This window comes from Nocardia farcinica, from assembly GCF_001182745.1.
Taxonomy (GTDB): Bacteria; Actinomycetota; Actinomycetes; order Mycobacteriales; family Mycobacteriaceae; genus Nocardia; species Nocardia farcinica.
In genome coordinates this window covers 919,796-934,943 of sequence record NZ_LN868939.1, presented here as the reverse complement: position 1 = coordinate 934,943, position 15,148 = coordinate 919,796, and the positions used below count along the sequence as shown (strand labels likewise).

Annotated in this window: 12 protein-coding genes; 5 read left to right on the top strand and 7 right to left on the bottom strand. The window is 72.4% G+C overall.

Annotated features, from left to right (window positions below; translation table 11 throughout):
* Positions 1–58 precede the first annotated feature (58 nt).
* Positions 59–1,246 carry a DUF3068 domain-containing protein gene (locus AMO33_RS21325; protein WP_041560493.1) on the top strand — a complete coding sequence of 396 codons (1,188 nt, stop codon included), beginning with the start codon at positions 59–61 and terminating at the stop codon, positions 1,244–1,246.
* 83 nt (positions 1,247–1,329) lie between these two features.
* Here AMO33_RS21325 and AMO33_RS21320 read toward each other — a convergent pair whose 3' ends face one another.
* Positions 1,330–2,616, bottom strand: a complete 1,287-nt coding sequence (locus AMO33_RS21320; RefSeq protein WP_060595081.1) for a polysaccharide biosynthesis protein — start codon at positions 2,614–2,616, stop codon at positions 1,330–1,332.
* A 112-nt stretch (positions 2,617–2,728) separates the two neighbouring features.
* On the opposite strand from AMO33_RS21320, the gene AMO33_RS21315 reads away from it, so the two are divergent.
* The gene (locus AMO33_RS21315) at positions 2,729–4,603 is read left to right on the top strand and encodes a hypothetical protein (RefSeq protein WP_176579831.1); all 1,875 of its coding nucleotides are present in this window, start codon (positions 2,729–2,731) and stop codon (positions 4,601–4,603) included.
* On the opposite strand, the gene AMO33_RS21310 is transcribed toward AMO33_RS21315, so the two are convergent.
* A complete protein-coding gene (locus tag AMO33_RS21310) occupies positions 4,591–5,766 on the bottom strand; it encodes a glycosyltransferase family 4 protein (RefSeq protein WP_060594011.1) in 1,176 nt (391 codons plus the stop codon). The genes AMO33_RS21315 and AMO33_RS21310 overlap by 13 nt on opposite strands.
* 249 nt (positions 5,767–6,015) lie before the next feature.
* Here AMO33_RS21310 and AMO33_RS32655 point away from each other — a divergent pair, with 249 nt between their 5' ends.
* The 3 genes from AMO33_RS32655 to AMO33_RS21300 all read left to right on the top strand — a co-directional run bounded on the left by AMO33_RS32655 (position 6,016) and on the right by AMO33_RS21300 (position 8,576).
* The gene (locus AMO33_RS32655; RefSeq protein WP_255266252.1) at positions 6,016–6,150 is read left to right on the top strand and encodes a hypothetical protein; all 135 of its coding nucleotides are present in this window, start codon (positions 6,016–6,018) and stop codon (positions 6,148–6,150) included.
* 108 nt (positions 6,151–6,258) lie between these two features.
* Complete coding sequence (locus tag AMO33_RS21305) at positions 6,259–7,086, top strand: class I SAM-dependent methyltransferase (RefSeq protein ID WP_076573745.1); 828 nt, start codon at positions 6,259–6,261, stop codon at positions 7,084–7,086.
* A gap of 44 nt (positions 7,087–7,130) precedes the next feature.
* Positions 7,131–8,576, top strand: a complete 1,446-nt coding sequence (locus tag AMO33_RS21300) for an aldehyde dehydrogenase (protein ID WP_060594010.1) — start codon at positions 7,131–7,133, stop codon at positions 8,574–8,576.
* 83 nt (positions 8,577–8,659) lie between these two features.
* Here the strand turns inward: AMO33_RS21300 and AMO33_RS21295 are convergent, their stop codons facing one another.
* From AMO33_RS21295 to AMO33_RS21275, 5 genes are all read right to left on the bottom strand, one after another.
* Positions 8,660–8,860, bottom strand: coding sequence for a hypothetical protein (locus AMO33_RS21295; RefSeq protein WP_041560494.1), 201 nt, complete (start codon positions 8,858–8,860; stop codon positions 8,660–8,662).
* Between the two features lie 485 nt (positions 8,861–9,345).
* Positions 9,346–11,178: a phosphoenolpyruvate carboxykinase (GTP) gene (locus AMO33_RS21290; protein WP_011212013.1), complete on the bottom strand. Its 1,833-nt coding sequence runs from the start codon at positions 11,176–11,178 to the stop codon at positions 9,346–9,348.
* Positions 11,179–11,464: 286 nt separating this feature from the next.
* The gene (locus AMO33_RS21285; RefSeq protein ID WP_060594009.1) at positions 11,465–13,045 is read right to left on the bottom strand and encodes a hypothetical protein; all 1,581 of its coding nucleotides are present in this window, start codon (positions 13,043–13,045) and stop codon (positions 11,465–11,467) included.
* Complete coding sequence (locus AMO33_RS21280) at positions 13,032–14,159, bottom strand: hypothetical protein (protein ID WP_060594008.1); 1,128 nt, start codon at positions 14,157–14,159, stop codon at positions 13,032–13,034. The genes AMO33_RS21285 and AMO33_RS21280 overlap by 14 nt, the downstream gene beginning before the upstream one ends.
* A gap of 96 nt (positions 14,160–14,255) precedes the next feature.
* Entirely contained in the window at positions 14,256–15,038 is a 783-nt protein-coding gene (locus AMO33_RS21275; protein ID WP_060594007.1) for an SDR family oxidoreductase, read from the bottom strand.
* Positions 15,039–15,148: the final 110 nt, after the last annotated feature.

Here is a 15,148-nt window from a genome sequence, read left to right as displayed (position 1 = left end):
GCCGTTGGCACGCGACACTGGCCGGAATGACCTGTGTTCTACGACGAGGAGTGTTTGCATGGCACTGAGTGCCGGTACCAGAAGGACGGTGGCCTGCCTGCTCGTAGGTCTCGGCGCATTGTTGATCGTCATGGCGCTGCTGATCCCGACCTACACCGTCGACAAGCTGGCCAAGACTCCTCTCGACCTGGAGATCACCACCATCGCCAACAGCCAGCAGGGCCAGGACAGCCTTGTGCTGGACTCGAAGTCGCTCACCGCGCCCGAGGGCTCGGCGAAGGTGGATTCGAACGTGCCGCTGATCTCCCAGCGGTTCCTCACCGTCGAGGAGCCGTCGAACGCGACCGAGATGACGGTCCAGGCGGGTCAGACGCTGCGCCGCACCGACCGGCAGGGCGACACCGGCCTGCTGACCGCGAGCATCGACCGCGTCACCATCGACCGCAAGACGGGCATGCCGGTCGACACCGAGCCCAACGGCTCGATCGCCGTCACCACCAACGCCGCGGGCGAGAGCATCGCCGATCCGGTGCAGCACACCGGCCTGCAGTACCGCTTCCCGATCGGCACCGAGAAGAAGAGCTACCCCTACTTCGATCTCAACGCGCGCGCGACCTTCGACGCCAACTTCATCGAAGAGACCGAGATCAACAACCTGAAGGTCTACCACTTCCAGCAGACCGTCCCGGTCACGAGCATGTGGGACGTGGTGCAGGCGCCGACCAACCGGCTGACCCTGCCCGCCGCCAAGTGGGGCCTCGAGGGCGGTGACACCCCGGTCACCATGACCCGCTACTACACCAACGTCCGTGACCTGTGGATCGAGCCGCAGACCGGCACCGTCGTCAAGGGCAGCGAGCAGCTGCACCTGTTCTACGGCCGCAGCCCGCAGCAGGAGGACGTCACCGCGCTGAAGTCGACCCTGGTCTTCGACGAGAACACCATCGAGTCGCAGATCGCCATCGCCAAGGACAACATCGACACGCTGTCGCTGTTCGGCCGGGTCGTGCCGATCATCCTGGGCATCGTCGGTGTGATCGCGCTGATCGCCGGTGCGCTCCTGGGCATCCGCGGTGCGAAGAACCCGGCCCCGGCCGGTGGTGGCTTCGGTCCCCGCGGTGGTGCCGGTCCGTCCCGCGGTCCGGCTCCGACCGGCGGTGCCGCGGCGGCCCCCGGCTCGGGTGCGGTGCGGCGCGGCGAAGACGATGCGCCGACCGAGCAGATCAACATCAAGAAGAACCTCTGATCCACGGAGTTCGCCGAATCGGCTCCTCACCCGTCCGGGTGGGGAGCCGATTTCGTTGCGCCGAAGCTGTGGTGGATCGCGGGTCAGCCGATCGGCAGGCGGCTGTCGGAGACCGCGCGGTCGCCGGTGCGGAGGACGACCAGAGCGGCGAACACCGTCGTGACGGCCGCGACGGAGACGGCGGTGCCGATGAGGGCGGGCACCGAGCGGGCGAACAGCGCCATGAGCGCGACTTCCACCGCGAGCCCCAGCCAGGTCAACGCTGCGGGGGCGGTGCGGTCGACGGCGATGGCGGACAGCACCGCGCCCTGCAACACCGCCAGGATCGCGCCGTGCAGCGCGAACACCCACAGCAGCCCCTCGATCGGTGCGTAGTCGGCACCCGCGAACACCGACGCGAGCGGCGCCGCCAGCGCCGCGCCGAGCACCGCGCACACGCCGATCGCCGACAGCACCGCCAGCGCGTCGCGAATCGCCCGCGCGGAATGCGCGGGCTGCGCCATCCGCGGATACAGCACCACGCCGACGGCGGCGGGCAGCCAGAACGCGATCTTGGTCGCCATCGTGCCGAGCGCGTACCGCCCGGCCTCGTCGGAATCGAGCACCATCCGCACCACGATCAGATCCGCCGACGACATCGCCATCAACGCCGCCTGCACCTGCGCGGCCCGCAACACCGGCAGGACGCCGACGGACCGAGCGGCCGGGCGGGGATCGCCCGCCGGGTCCGCGATCGGGCCGGACTGCTCGGCGTGGTCGGCCGGTTCGGCACGGTCGGTCTCCAGCGGCGGAACCGGGTCGCCCGCGAGCACCCGCGCGAGGGCGGCGGCGACCGTCAAGCCGGCCGCCGCGGCCCACAGGGCGGGCGCGGTGCCCGCGCCGAGGGCGAGCACGACGACGGCGGGCACCACCCGCGCGATGCCCGCCGCGCCGAGCACCACCGCCAGCGCACGGAACCGCCGGTCGCCCTGCAGGATTCCCTGTTCCCCGGTGAGCAGCACCTGCACCGGCGCCGCGAGCAGGGCGCCCGCGCAGGCGAGGGCACCGACCTCCAGCGCCGCCGTCACCACCGGTATCAGGGCCGCGGCCACCACCGCGACAATCGCCGCGCACCGCCATTGCAGGGCCCGCAGCGCGGCGACCTCGGCACCGCGCACGAACTCGCGGGCCACCACGTTCTGCAACGCGAGCGCGGGCACCGCGCACAGCAGTTGCACGGCCAGCAGGCTGGCGAACTCGCTGTACCCGCTGGCGCCCAGCCAGCGCCCGGCGAGCAGTTGCAGCAGATACCCCGCGACGTTGGCGGTCATCGCGCCCGCCGTCACCAGCGTCAGGTCCGCGACCAGCGGAGGACGACGCGTGACAGGCATTCGGTAATGGTCGCACCCGGTGTCGTCGCCCGACGACGTGGCCTCGCCGAAACGCTGCTCCGGGACGGCCGGTGCCGGCACCGGTGAGCGGCCACCGGCTAGGGTCTGCTGCGTGATCGACGGCAGGCAGGCGAGCGCGCGCGGACAGCGTTTCGTCACCGCCGGTTACAGCGGTGCACTCGCGCTGCTGATCGCCGGGCCGCTGCTCGGACCCGGGTACCTCCTGCTGCGAGACGCGGTGAGCACGCCGCGGTCCTATCTCACCGATTCGGCGCTCGGGCTCGGCGACGCGGCCCCGCGCGCGGTGCCGCAGGACGCGGCGGTGGCGACGCTGTCGGCGGTGGTCGACGGCGGCTCGGTCGTGCGGGTGGTCCTGGTGCTGGCGCTGTGGGCGGCGGGCTACGGGGCGGCGGTGGCGGCGCGGGAGCTGCTGCGGGCGCCGACGGCCGCGCAACTCGTCGCGATCACCGTGGCGATGTGGAATCCCTATGTCGCCGAACGGCTTCTGCAAGGGCATTGGAGTCTGTTGACCGGCTATGCGGCGTTGCCGTGGACCGCGCTGGCCGCCTACCGGATCCGCTGCGCCGCCTCGCGTGCCCACCCATCGGCGCCGGAACCGGCATCGACGGCACCGCTGCCGCGGCGCGAGGCGATCGGCGGATGGGCCGCGCTGACCGCGTGTCTCGCGGCGGCCGGCCTGACCCCGACCGGCGCGCTGCTCGCCGCGCTCGTCGCGGTCGTGACGATCGGGTGGCGGCGGCTGCCGTGGGTGCTGCCGCCCATCCTGCTGACCGCCGCACCCTGGCTGGCGGCGACGCTGCTGTCCGGGGCGGGCGCCGAACCTTCCGATCCCACCGGTGTGGCGGCCTTCGCCGCCCGCGCGGAACCCGGCCTCGGCACGCTCGGCAGCCTGGCCGGCCTCGGCGGCATCTGGAACGCCGACGCGGTCCCGGCCGCACGCGCCACACCGCTCGCCCTGATCGGCACCCTGATCTTGCTGGCTCTGGTCGCCGCGGGGGTACGCGGTGTGGCGGCATCGACCCGGGCACCGGGCACACAGCAGGCGGCCCACGACCCCGATCCGGCCACCGCCGTGCGGCGCGCGCTGCTCGGCCTGGCGGCGGCGGCCGTCGTGCTGCCCGCGCTCGCCGCCACCGGCTGGGGGACGGGCGTGCTCGAGTGGCTGGTCGTCCACGTCCCCGGGGCCGGGCTGCTGCGCGATACCCAGAAGTACGTCGCGCTGGCCGTGCCCGGCTACACCCTGTGCGCGGCGGCGGGGTGCACGGCGATCGCCGCGGCCCTGCGCCGGTGGAACACCGCCGACGACGACGGGACCGCCGAACAGGCGGGCCCGCGCGAACCCGGTCCGGCGGTCGTCGCCACGGTCCTCGTCGTGCTGCTCGTCGCGCCGCTGTTCGATCTCGCCTGGGGTGTCGGCGGAGCGGTGCGCCCGGTGCGTTATCCCGACGGCTGGGCCCGGGTGGCCGCGACCATCACCGGCGACGCCGATGTCGCGGTGCTGCCCGCGGGCATGTTCCGGCGGTTCGAGTACAGCGGCCCGGCACCGGTGCTCGATCCGGCACCGCGCATGCTGCCCGCCGATGTGCTGCAGACCGGCGAACTGCCGGTGCGCGGGCAGGTCGTCGCCGGTGAGGGCACGCGGGCGCGGACGGTGGAACAGCTACTCCTGCACGGTGGTTCACCGGCCGAGCTGGCCGCACAGGGCGTGGGCTGGGTGCTGGTGGAACGGCGGACCCCCGGACCGCTGGGCGAGTCGGCGCGCACGCTGGCGGACCTGGAACCGGTATACGCCGACGCCGATCTGGCGCTCTACCGGGTGCCGGGCGCGGCGAACGGAACCGACGCCGGCGCCGGACGACGCCGCTGGGCCGGTCTCGCGCACCTGGCGTGGGCGGGCGCCTTGCTCGGCGGGTTACTCGTCGCCGCCCGGTGTCGCCGTCCGGTGACGCTCCGTCACTCCCCCTGAGCAGGTCCGCCGACGAGGCCGGACACGCGCTCGCCGCGCGCGACGGCCGACAGCACCTCGTACACGCCGTTGCCGGTCTGCTCCCAGGAGAACTCGCGCGCTCGCGCCCGCGCCTTCTCCCCCATCACCGTCCGGGTCGACGCATCGGCGAGCAGTTCGCCCACCGCGTCGGTCAGCTGGGCGACATCGTCGACCAGGGTGCCGGTGACCCCGTCGACGATGGAGTCGGTGAGTCCGCGCGAGCTGCGGTAGCCGACGGTCGGCACCCCGTGCTGGGCGGCCTCGATGACCGCCAGGCCCCACCCCTCTTTGCGGGAGGGCAGCACGTGCACCCAGGCCTGGGCCAGCAGCTCGTGTTTGCGGCGCTCGTCGACGTGGCCGTGGAAGGTGACGATGTCGTCGATGGCCAGCGCACGGGCGGTCGCGCGCAGGTTGTCGGCCCACCAGCCGCCGCCGACCACGTCCAGCCGCAGGCCGGGGAAGCGGCTCCGCAGTCGGGCGGCGACGGCCAGGGCGTCCTCGATCTGCTTGTGCGGAACCAGCCGCGAGAGCACCAGGACGCGCGGCTCGGGCGCACGGGTGACCGCCGCACCGGTGGGCACGTCGGCGGGCACCGGTTCGGCGCCGTTGCGCACCACCGCGATGCGCTCGCGCTCGACGCCGAGCGCGGCCAGCTCCTCGGCCGAGGGCAGCGAGACGGTCAGGTACTGGTTGCCGCGATGCACGCGCGGCGAGAGCCGGGATTCGATCCACCAGCCGATCCGCCCCACCAGCCTGCCCGCGACCGGCCACTGCTCGCGGTGCCCGTGGTGCACCAACACCACCGAGGGCGCCGCGGTGGCGGCGGTGGCGAAGAACGGGATGCCGTTCTGGGTGTCGATCACCGCGTCGGGACGTACCCCGCGCAGCGGGCCGAGACCGAGCCTGCCGAGCGCGATGGCGGCCAGCGCGCGCGGATAGACGGTGTAGCGGCCGCCGCCGCGGCTGATGTCGATGCCGTCGATCCGCTCGCGCCGGGCCGCGCCGCGATAACGGGCGGTGCGCAGCGTGACCTTGACCCCGCGCGCGGCCAGTTGCGCGCCGACCTGCTCGAGGTAGCGCTCGCTGCCGCCGCCCTGCGGATGCCCGGAGTCGCGCCAGCAGAGCAGGAGGACTTCGCGCACGGTGGAGCTTCTCTCGTCGGTCGGGTGCCGGAACGGATATCGGGCTACACCCTAACCCGATCACCGGCACGCCCGGGGCGCACCCGCGCGAGTTCGGCTCCGCCCGCGACGCGCGGACCTGCCGAGACGCTCCGGCGAATTTCTCTGAAACGCTTCCATTTCACAGCGCGGGCGGATAGTCTCCGGCCACCCCCGAGTTCTGGGGGCGGCCGGTCGAAGGCTGACCGGCCAGCTTGATGAGGAGTCGCCATGAAGAAGACGATGACCAGGACCGGTGGCGACACCGGCACCGGTATCGAGATCGACGGCCTGCTGGGCATCCTGCTCGGCCTGCTGGGGACCTCGGCGTCGACCGGCAGCGGCGCCAACAGCGGCGTCGGCTGAGCGGCCCCGCGGGCCCGGCCGTGCGCGGCGGCCGGGCCCGTGGACCGGCGTCCGCGCGCTCCCGGACCGAGGACGTCCCGCTCGCCGCCGTGTGCGAAACTCGGCGCCGTGCCGACAGCAGAGATCACGCGGCCGCACCGGGCGGTCCCACCCAGGCCGCGCGCACCGCGATTCGCCCGGCGGGCGACCCTGCGCCGCTCGTTGCGACTGCTCGGCAGCTTCCGATTCGAGCAGACCGACCCCGCCCTGTTCTACGGCGGCATCGCCGCCGACAGCGCCGCCATGCTCGCCGACTTCTACGCCGACCTCGTCGGCGCCGACCTGCGCGGCGCCACCGTCCTCGACGTCGGCGGCGGCCCCGGCTACTTCGCGGACGAATTCGCCAAGGCCGGCGCACGGTACATCCCCGTCGAGCCGGACCCGTCCGAGATGCACGCCGCCGGACTGTCGGTCCCCGCGGCGGTGCGCGGTTCCGGAATGGCGCTGCCCTTCCGCGACGACGCCGTGGACATCTGTTTCTCCTCCAATGTCGCCGAGCACGTGCCGGAGCCGTGGACGATGGCCGAGGAGATGGTGCGGGTGACCCGCCCGGGCGGGCTGATCGTGTTGTCCTACACCGTCTGGCACGGCCCGTTCGGCGGGCACGAGACGGGCCCGTGGCACTACCTCGGCGGGGAATACGCCGCCCGCCGGTACCGGCGCAAGCACGGACGCGAGCCGAAGAACCGCTTCGGCCGTTCGTTGTTCGCGGTGCGCGCGGCCGACGGACTGCGCTGGGCGTCGACCACCACCGCGCACGTGCACACCGTGTTCCCGCGCTACCACCCGCGCTGGGCCTGGTGGCTGGTCCGCGTGCCGCTGGTACGGGAGTTGTCGGTGAGCAATCTCGTCGTGGTGGCCACGAAACCGCACCGGGCCCGGCCGGAGGAAAACTGAAACAGGTTACAGACAAGCGCGGGGCAAAACTGTAACGTGTTCTCATGCATTACGACAGCTTGTTCATCGGCGGCCGCTGGACCGAACCGGCCGGCTCCGAGCGCCTTCAGGTCATCTCGCCTGCCACGGTAGAGCCGGTGGGCAGCGTCCCGGTCGTGGAACGCGCCGACGTCGACGCGGCGGTCACGGCCGCCCGGCATGCCTTCGATCACGGCCCGTGGCCGTCCACCCCGCCCACCGAGCGCGCGGCGGTGCTGACCAAGGCCGCCCGCCTGATCGAGCAGCGCTCCGGCGATCTGGTCGCCGCCCTCACCGCGGAGATGGGCGCGCCCGGCATGGCCGCGATGACCCTCAACCAGCTCCCGGCCACGGCCACTCTCGACACCTACGCCGCACTGGCGCAGACGTTCCCGTGGACCGAGACCCGCACCGGTTCCTTCGGCACCACCCGGGTCAGCCGCGAACCGCGCGGCGTGGTGGCGGCCGTGACGGCCTGGAACGTGCCGCTGTTCCTGGCGGTCAACAAGCTCGCCCCCGCCCTGCTCGCCGGGTGCACGGTGGTGCTCAAGCCCGCACCGCTGACCCCGCTGACGGCCAACATGATCGCCGACATCTTCACCGAGGCGGGCGTGCCGGAGGGCGTCATCTCGGTACTGCCCGCCGAGGCCGAGGTCGCCGAGTACCTGATCGCCCACCCCGGCGTCGACAAGGTCACCTTCACCGGCAGCACGCCGGTCGGCCGCCGCATCGCCGCCATCGCCGGGGAACAGCTCAAGAGCGTCTCCCTCGAACTGGGCGGCAAGTCCGCCGCGATCCTGCTCGAGGACATGGACGTGGCCGCCAACATCCCGGTACTCGCCTTCTCCGGGCTGATGAACAGCGGGCAGGGCTGCGTCGCGCAGACCAGGATCCTGGCGCCGCGCAGCCGGTACGACGAGATCCTCGACGCGCTGGTCGAGCACGTGCGCACGCTGAAGACCGGCGACCCGAACGATCCGTCGGTGACCTTCGGCCCGCTGATCTCCGAGCGCCAGCGTGAGCGGGTGGAGGGCTACATCGCCAAGGGCAAGGCCGAGGGCGCGCGGCTGGTGCTCGGCGGCGGCAGGCCCGCGGGGCTCGACCGCGGCTGGTTCGTGGAGCCGACCATCTTCGCCGACGTCGACAACAAGTCGACCATCGCGCAGGAGGAGATCTTCGGCCCGGTGCTCTCGGTGATCCCCTACGAGACCGAGGACGAGGCCGTGGCCATCGCCAACGACTCCGCCTACGGCCTGGCCGGTTCGGTGTGGACCACCGACGTCGAGCACGGCGCCGCCATCGCCGCGCGGGTGCGCACCGGCACCTACGCGATCAACTGGTACGCCTTCGACCCGACGGCGCCGTTCGGCGGCTACAAGAACTCGGGGCTGGGACGCGAGAACGGGCCCGAGGGTCTCGACTCGTTCTGCGAGCAGAAGTCGCTGCTGATGCCGATGGGCTGGACCGGCTAGCCGGCCCCACAGAGGTACCGCCGCCTGTTACGGGCGTGGGGCGGCGGTGTCGGACCCGGGACGACGACGCGGCTCGTCCCGGGTCACTCCCGTCGCTCGGGGGCCACGAGCACTCGGATGACCGGCTCGCGGCGGTCGCTCGACCGGTCGCCGAGCAGGTCGACCGGCAGGTCGGCGACCTGGACGCGATAGCCCGGTGGCAGCACCTCCTGCAACCGTCCCGCCGCTCGACGCGTCGGCGTGCTCGGCAACGCCGCGGCACCGGGGATGTCCTGATCGGCCATGCTCGGACCACCTCTCACGTGTCGCCACCCCCGCTCGCCGTGGCCGCCGCCACGGTGTCGCGAAGGCGATCGGGAAGCAGTTCAGTCGACCAGTGGTTGTCTGGATTGTACTGGTCGGTCAGGTTCCAGGGATCGAATTCGGTGCGAAGAATGTACTTTTCACACGCCGTATTACGCGGCGGCACAACGCGATCGAGCCGACGCCGACCGACACCCCGGTAACGGCAAAGCGTTTCGTTTCCCGGCTACTCGACGTCCACGAACACCCACTTCTCCCGCTGCGTGACAACAGGTTCGGAATGCGCGAACCGCGCGTGTGCCGCGGGGGCGCCCGGCGAATCCGCCGATACCATGCTGAACCCACGCAGCGTTCATCATCCCGACCTGAGCGGGGAATACCGCCGGGCGCGGTGATCAAACAACCGCCGGAAACGGCGGAACCCCGGAGCACGATGCTCCGGGGTTCCGCCGCTGGTTCGAAGGGGTCAGCCCAGACGCTGCTTCAGCGCCTCGAATTCGTCACGCACGCCGCTGGGCAGCTTGTCGCCGACGAACTCGAACCACTCCTCGATCAGCGGGATCTCCTTGCGCCATTCCTCGGCCTTCACGGCCAGCGCCTCGTCGACGTCGGCGGGGTCGACGTCGAGGCCGTCGAGATCCAGGTGCGCGGCCCTGGGCACGTTGCCGATCGCGGTCTCCTCGGCGTCGGCGCTGCCCTCGATCCGGCCGACGATCCACTCGAGCACGCGCGAGTTCTCACCGAAGCCCGGCCACAGGAAGCGGCCGTCCTCGCCGCGACGGAACCAGTTGACGTAGAAGATCTTCGGCAGCTTGGTCGCGTCGGCGCTCTTGCCGAGCTGGATCCAGTGGTCGAGGTAGTCGCCCACGTGGTAGCCCAGGAACGGCAGCATCGCCATCGGATCGCGGCGCACGGTGCCGACCTTGCCCTCGGCCGCGGCGGTCTGCTCCGAGGACAGGGTGGCGCCCATGAACACGCCGTGCTGCCAGTCGAAGGACTCGGTCACCAGCGGGACCGTGGTCTTGCGGCGGCCGCCGAACAGGATCGCCGAGATCGGCACGCCCTGCGGGTCGTCCCATTCCGGGGCCAGGATCGGGCACTGCGACATCGGGGTGCAGTAGCGCGAATTCGGGTGCGCGGCCAGCGTCTCCGTCTCGCGCAGGTACCAGTCGTTGCCCTTCCAGTCGATCAGGTGGTCGGGCTCGCCCTCCAAGCCCTCCCACCACACATCGTTGTCGTCGGTGAGCGCGACGTTGGTGTAGACGGTGTTGCCCGCCTCCATGGTCGCCATCGCGTTCGGGTTGGAGCTGTGGTTGGTGCCCGGCGCGACGCCGAAGAAACCGAACTCCGGGTTCACCGCGTAGAGGCGGCCGTCCTTGCCGAAGCGCATCCAGGCGATGTCGTCACCGAGGGTCTCGGCGCGCCAGCCCGGAACCGTGGGCTGGATCATCGCGAGGTTGGTCTTACCGCAGGCGCTGGGGAAGGCGGCGGCGATGTAGTAGGCCTTGTTCTCCGGGGAGATCAGCTTGAGGATCAGCATGTGCTCGGCCAGCCAGCCCTCGTCGTGCGCCATCGCCGAGGCGATGCGCAGCGAGTAGCACTTCTTGCCGAGCAGCGCGTTGCCGCCGTAACCGGAGCCGTAGCTCCAGATCTCGCGATCCTCCGGGAAGTGGGTGATGTACTTGGTGTCGTTGCACGGCCACGGCACGTCCTGCTGGCCCTCGGCCAGCGGAGCGCCCACCGAATGCAGGGCCTTGACGAAGGGGCGATCGGTGCCCATCTTCTCCAGCGCGGCCTTGCCCATGCGGGTCATCACGCGCATCGAGACCACGACGTACTCCGAGTCGGTGATCTCCACGCCGAGCTTGGGATCCTCGGCGCCGAGCGGGCCCATGCAGAACGGCACCACGTACATGGTGCGGCCCTTCATGCAGCCGCGGTAGAGCTCGGTCATGGTGGCGCGCATCTCGGCCGGGTCGACCCAGTTGTTGGTCGGGCCCGCGTCGGCCTCGGACCTGGAGCAGATGAAGGTGCGCGACTCCACCCGGGCCACGTCGGACGGGTCGGAGAGCGCCAGGAACGAGTTCGGCTTCTTCTTCGGGTCGAGGCGCTTGAAGGTGCCCGCCTCCACCAGCTGATCGGTCAGCCGCTCCCACTCCTCGTCGGAACCGTCCGCCCAGACCACCCGCTCCGGCTGGGTGAGTTCTGCGACTTCCTGTACCCAGGCGAGTAGTTCGCTGTGCTCGGTCGGCGCCTGGCCGTCGGATCCACGAAGACCAGGAATGGTCGCTGAGGTCATGAAAACTCTCCTGAGATGGGCGGCTCCGCGATGCACCGCCCTGGCACAAGGCCCATGACCAGCGCGAACACACCGAGCGCCACCGTTGGCGGGAAGGCACCCGCTACGACCAGTCGACAACGCGGCCCCGGCTGGACGGCGTACAAGGACGAAGCGGACGCCCAGGTTCCTGATTAGAGGTTAACGCGATGTGACCACCCGAACGGAGCCGGGTTGGTCAATGTGTACCCAGACAGTGACCGATTCAACAGCCACGATGCGCAGAACCGACCGGTAGGGCGCTTTTTCACCCGGCTACGGGCAGGTGCCGGTCGAGCACGGCGATGTCGCGTTCACATGCCGCCAGCTGGCCGGGGCGCTCGGCGGACGCCCGCCGGATGCGGGCCTCCAATTCGGCGACCCTGCGGTCGTTGTCGACGATCCGCTGCGCGCTCTCCCGCATCACCCGCTCGGCCAGCGCGGTCTCGGCCGCCACCAGCGCGGTCGCCACCCGCTGCTCGAGTTGGGCCTTGACGTTGACCAGCGCGTCGGCGACCCATTGCCGCAGATGTGCCCGGTCGGCCACCTGCCGCCGCGCCCGCACCACCCACCAGGCCGCCAGCGCGCCGAGCGCCAAGGTGACCGGGATGCTCGCGACGTCGAGCGCGGGCACCAGCGACAGCGGCGACACCAGCAGCCTGCCCAGACCGGCGCCCGCGCTGGCGCCGAGGGCGACCATCAAGTGGTCTTCCACCCCGGCCTGCCGAGGCTCGGGATCCGGGCCGACCCGCGGCGCGGGATCCACACGGCGCGGCGGCAGCTCGGCGGCGCGGTGCGCGCCCGGGGCGAACGCGGGTGCCCGGCTCGCGTCCGGGGCCACCGGTGCGCCCACGGCGTCGACGCCGTGGGCGAGCTCGGCGATCCTGCGGTCGATGTCCTGGTCGAGACCGGCGGTGAGGTCGGTGACGGACTGCTGGAGCCGGCGCGGGTAACCGGTGAGCTCGCCGCGCGCCAGCCGGTCGACCTCGGCGCGGGCGGTGGCGTGCAGCGTGCGCACCCGGGCGCCGGTCTCGGTCATCAGGTCGACGCGCGCCAGGTGCAGTTGCCCGCGCAACGCCGCCGTGGCGCTGGCGCGGCCGCCGTCCCGGGCGGCGAGCAGCGTGGCCCGCTCCGCGCGCCAGCGCGCGGTCTCGGCGTCCGAGCGCAGCGCCTCGATCTGCTCGGTGATGCGGCGACGGGTGTCGGTGAGCACCCGGGACAGCACGGCCGCCCTGCGGTCGCGTCCGTCACCCTCGGCGGCCGCGGTCGCGGCGGTGAGCGCGGCGTGCAGCGCGCTCAGGCCGGAGCGGTCGAGCAGGGCGGTGTCGCCGGTGCGGGCGGCGACGGCCAGGCGCGCGGAGACCGGCAGGATGTCCAGATCGCCGAAGCCGTGGGCGGCCAGCAGCGCCAGGTCGTGCTCGCGCACCCGCCGCCAATCCGCGTAGGCGTGGATGCCGTTCATCGCGAGCAGGATGGTGGTGCCCGCCGCGCGCAGCCTGCCGATCAGCGCGAGCGCGTCGGCGCCGAGCGCGCTGCCCGCGTCGAGCAGGATCAGCGCGGCGGCGGGCGGGGTGGGCGCCGCCGAGAGTGTGGTCTCGACACCGACGACATCGGTGAGCGGCTCGGTGAGGGCGATCCGCGGCTCGAAGCGGGCCAGTTCGGTACGCAGCAGCGTCGTGTTGGCGTCGTCCGGGGCGACCAGCGCCACCTGCCCGGCCGAACCCGGCGCGCGCAGGGCGGTCAGCAGCGCCATGCCCTGCGGGTTCCATCGGGCGACCACGGCATCGAGCTCGGGCGGCACGCCGGGATCGGCCGAAGCGCCGACCGCGGTTCTGTCAGAGTCCGGCACTGCTCATCCGTTCCCACAGCCGGATGTAGCCGTTGTGCACCCGCAGCGCGGCCCGGCGCGCCGTCGGCGGCAGATCGCTCGCCACGACGGCCCGCCAGCGGGCCGCGCGGGTCAGCGCGTCGTCGGCGTCGGCGGGCGCCGCCGCCGGATACCCGGCGGCGAGATGCGCGACGGCGGGATGGGCCAGCCCGGCACACAACGCGAGCCACCGCGCCTCGTCGCCGTGCAGGTACTCCTCGATCAGATCGCGGGCCCGGCCACCGGCACCCGGCACCGAGCGCGCCGCGAGCCGGGCCAGGCGGTCGAGCAGATCGCCGCCGCGCAACGCCGAGACCTGCTCGTAGCGGCGGTGCAGCAACCGGTGCAGCGCGTCGATGCCGCTCGCGGCGTGCATCACCTGGAGCAGGGCGGGCGCGCCGAGCCCGGGATCGTGGCGCAGGGCGGTCACCGCGCAGGCGATGCCGTGGAGGTCCCAGCGGCGCAGCAGTTCCTCGCGCTCGGCCGCATCGGGGCCGGCGGCGGCCGAGACGAACAGCTCCGGCGAGAGCGTGAGGGTGGGGTCGGCCTCGGCGGCGAGCAGGCGCAGCAGCGCCAGATCCGCCTCGGTCACCACGCCCGCCCTGGTGCGCATGGCCAGCGAGGCCACCACCGGCACCGTCGGCAGGCCCAGCTCCCGGCCGTACTGCTCGGCGGCGCTCACCGCGTCGGCCCAGCGCGAGCCGATCGCGTCCGCCTTGTTCAGCACCACCACGGTGTGTTGCCGGGGCAGGCCGGCAAGCACCCGGCGGTCGGCGGGCAGCGGCGCGCCCGCGAGCACGTAGACCACGATGTCGGCGTCGAGCTCGGGGTCGGGGCTGCCCGGCTCGTCGATCGGCGCGGTCTCCACCGCCGACAGCAGTGCCAGCGCGTGCAGCACGGTGGTGCGCCCGGCGTGTGCGCGACCGGTCACCTGGATACGCGGCGGCTTGCGCCACAGCTCGGCGGCCCGGTCGGCGTGGGCGGCGACGGCGGCGTCGGGGCCGCCGAGCGCGCGCAGGTCGGCCAGCAGCCGCGTCAGCCCGTCGTGGTCCCGCGAGCCCCGGGCGGGCGCGGCGGATTCGGTGACTGTCGGCATCGGTAACCCCCTTCGGACGAATTCTGACAGCTCCCGAGGCCGTGCGCGCGACGCCCACCGGTGCCCCCGCGCCACCGGATCCGGTCGGCCGCGAGGTCAGGAACCGGAGAAGTACTTGTTGGCCGTGCGCACCGCCCACCCGGGGGAGAGTTTGGCGGTGAGTGCCAGCAGTTTGGCCTGCCTGCCGATCGCGTAGTGCACCCGTGGCAGCCGGGGGCGGTTGCGGGTGGCGTCCCAGATGCCTTGGGCCACATCCTCGGCGGTGAGCCGGATGCCCAGCGACCGGGTGGTGCCGGTCTGCACGCCGTCCACCATGCCGGTCGCGACGAACAACGGCCAGATCGCGAGCACCCGGATGTCGTGGCGCGCCCATTCCAGATCCAGTGCCTCGGTGAGGCTCTTGACCGCCGACTTGGTCGCGCCGTAGCTGGCCAGCTCGGGCTGGCCGTAGATGGCCGACGCCGAACACAGATTCACCAGCTGGGCACCCGCGGTGTCCCGCAGGTAGGGGAACGCGTGATGCGAGCCGGCTATCACGCCATCGAGATTCACGTCCACGATCGCGCGATGCGTGCGCAGATCGATGGATTCGAACGGACCCGCGCGCAGGATCCCCGCGTTGTTGATCAGGATGTCGAGCCGGCCGTGTGCCTCGTGGAACTCGGCGAGCCGCTGCTGCCAGTGCGTGTCGTTCGTCACATCCAGGACGCCGGTGCGCACCTGCCCACCGGCGGCGTCGATCTCGGCGGCGAGCCGGCCCAGGCCGACCTCGTCGATGTCGTAGGCGCCCACCCGGTAGCCCTGCGCAGCGAAAAGCAGGGCCGTGGCCCGGCCGATGCCCGCGGCCGCACCGGTGAGGAACACCGTCGGTGAGCTCATGCGGGCAGTCTAGTGCCGGAATCTGCTGCGGTGACCGGGGTTCACAGGTAAATCGGTGTCCCCTACCCTGCTCTGATGGCCGGGCACCGGCGACGACGCCGCCCGGTCGA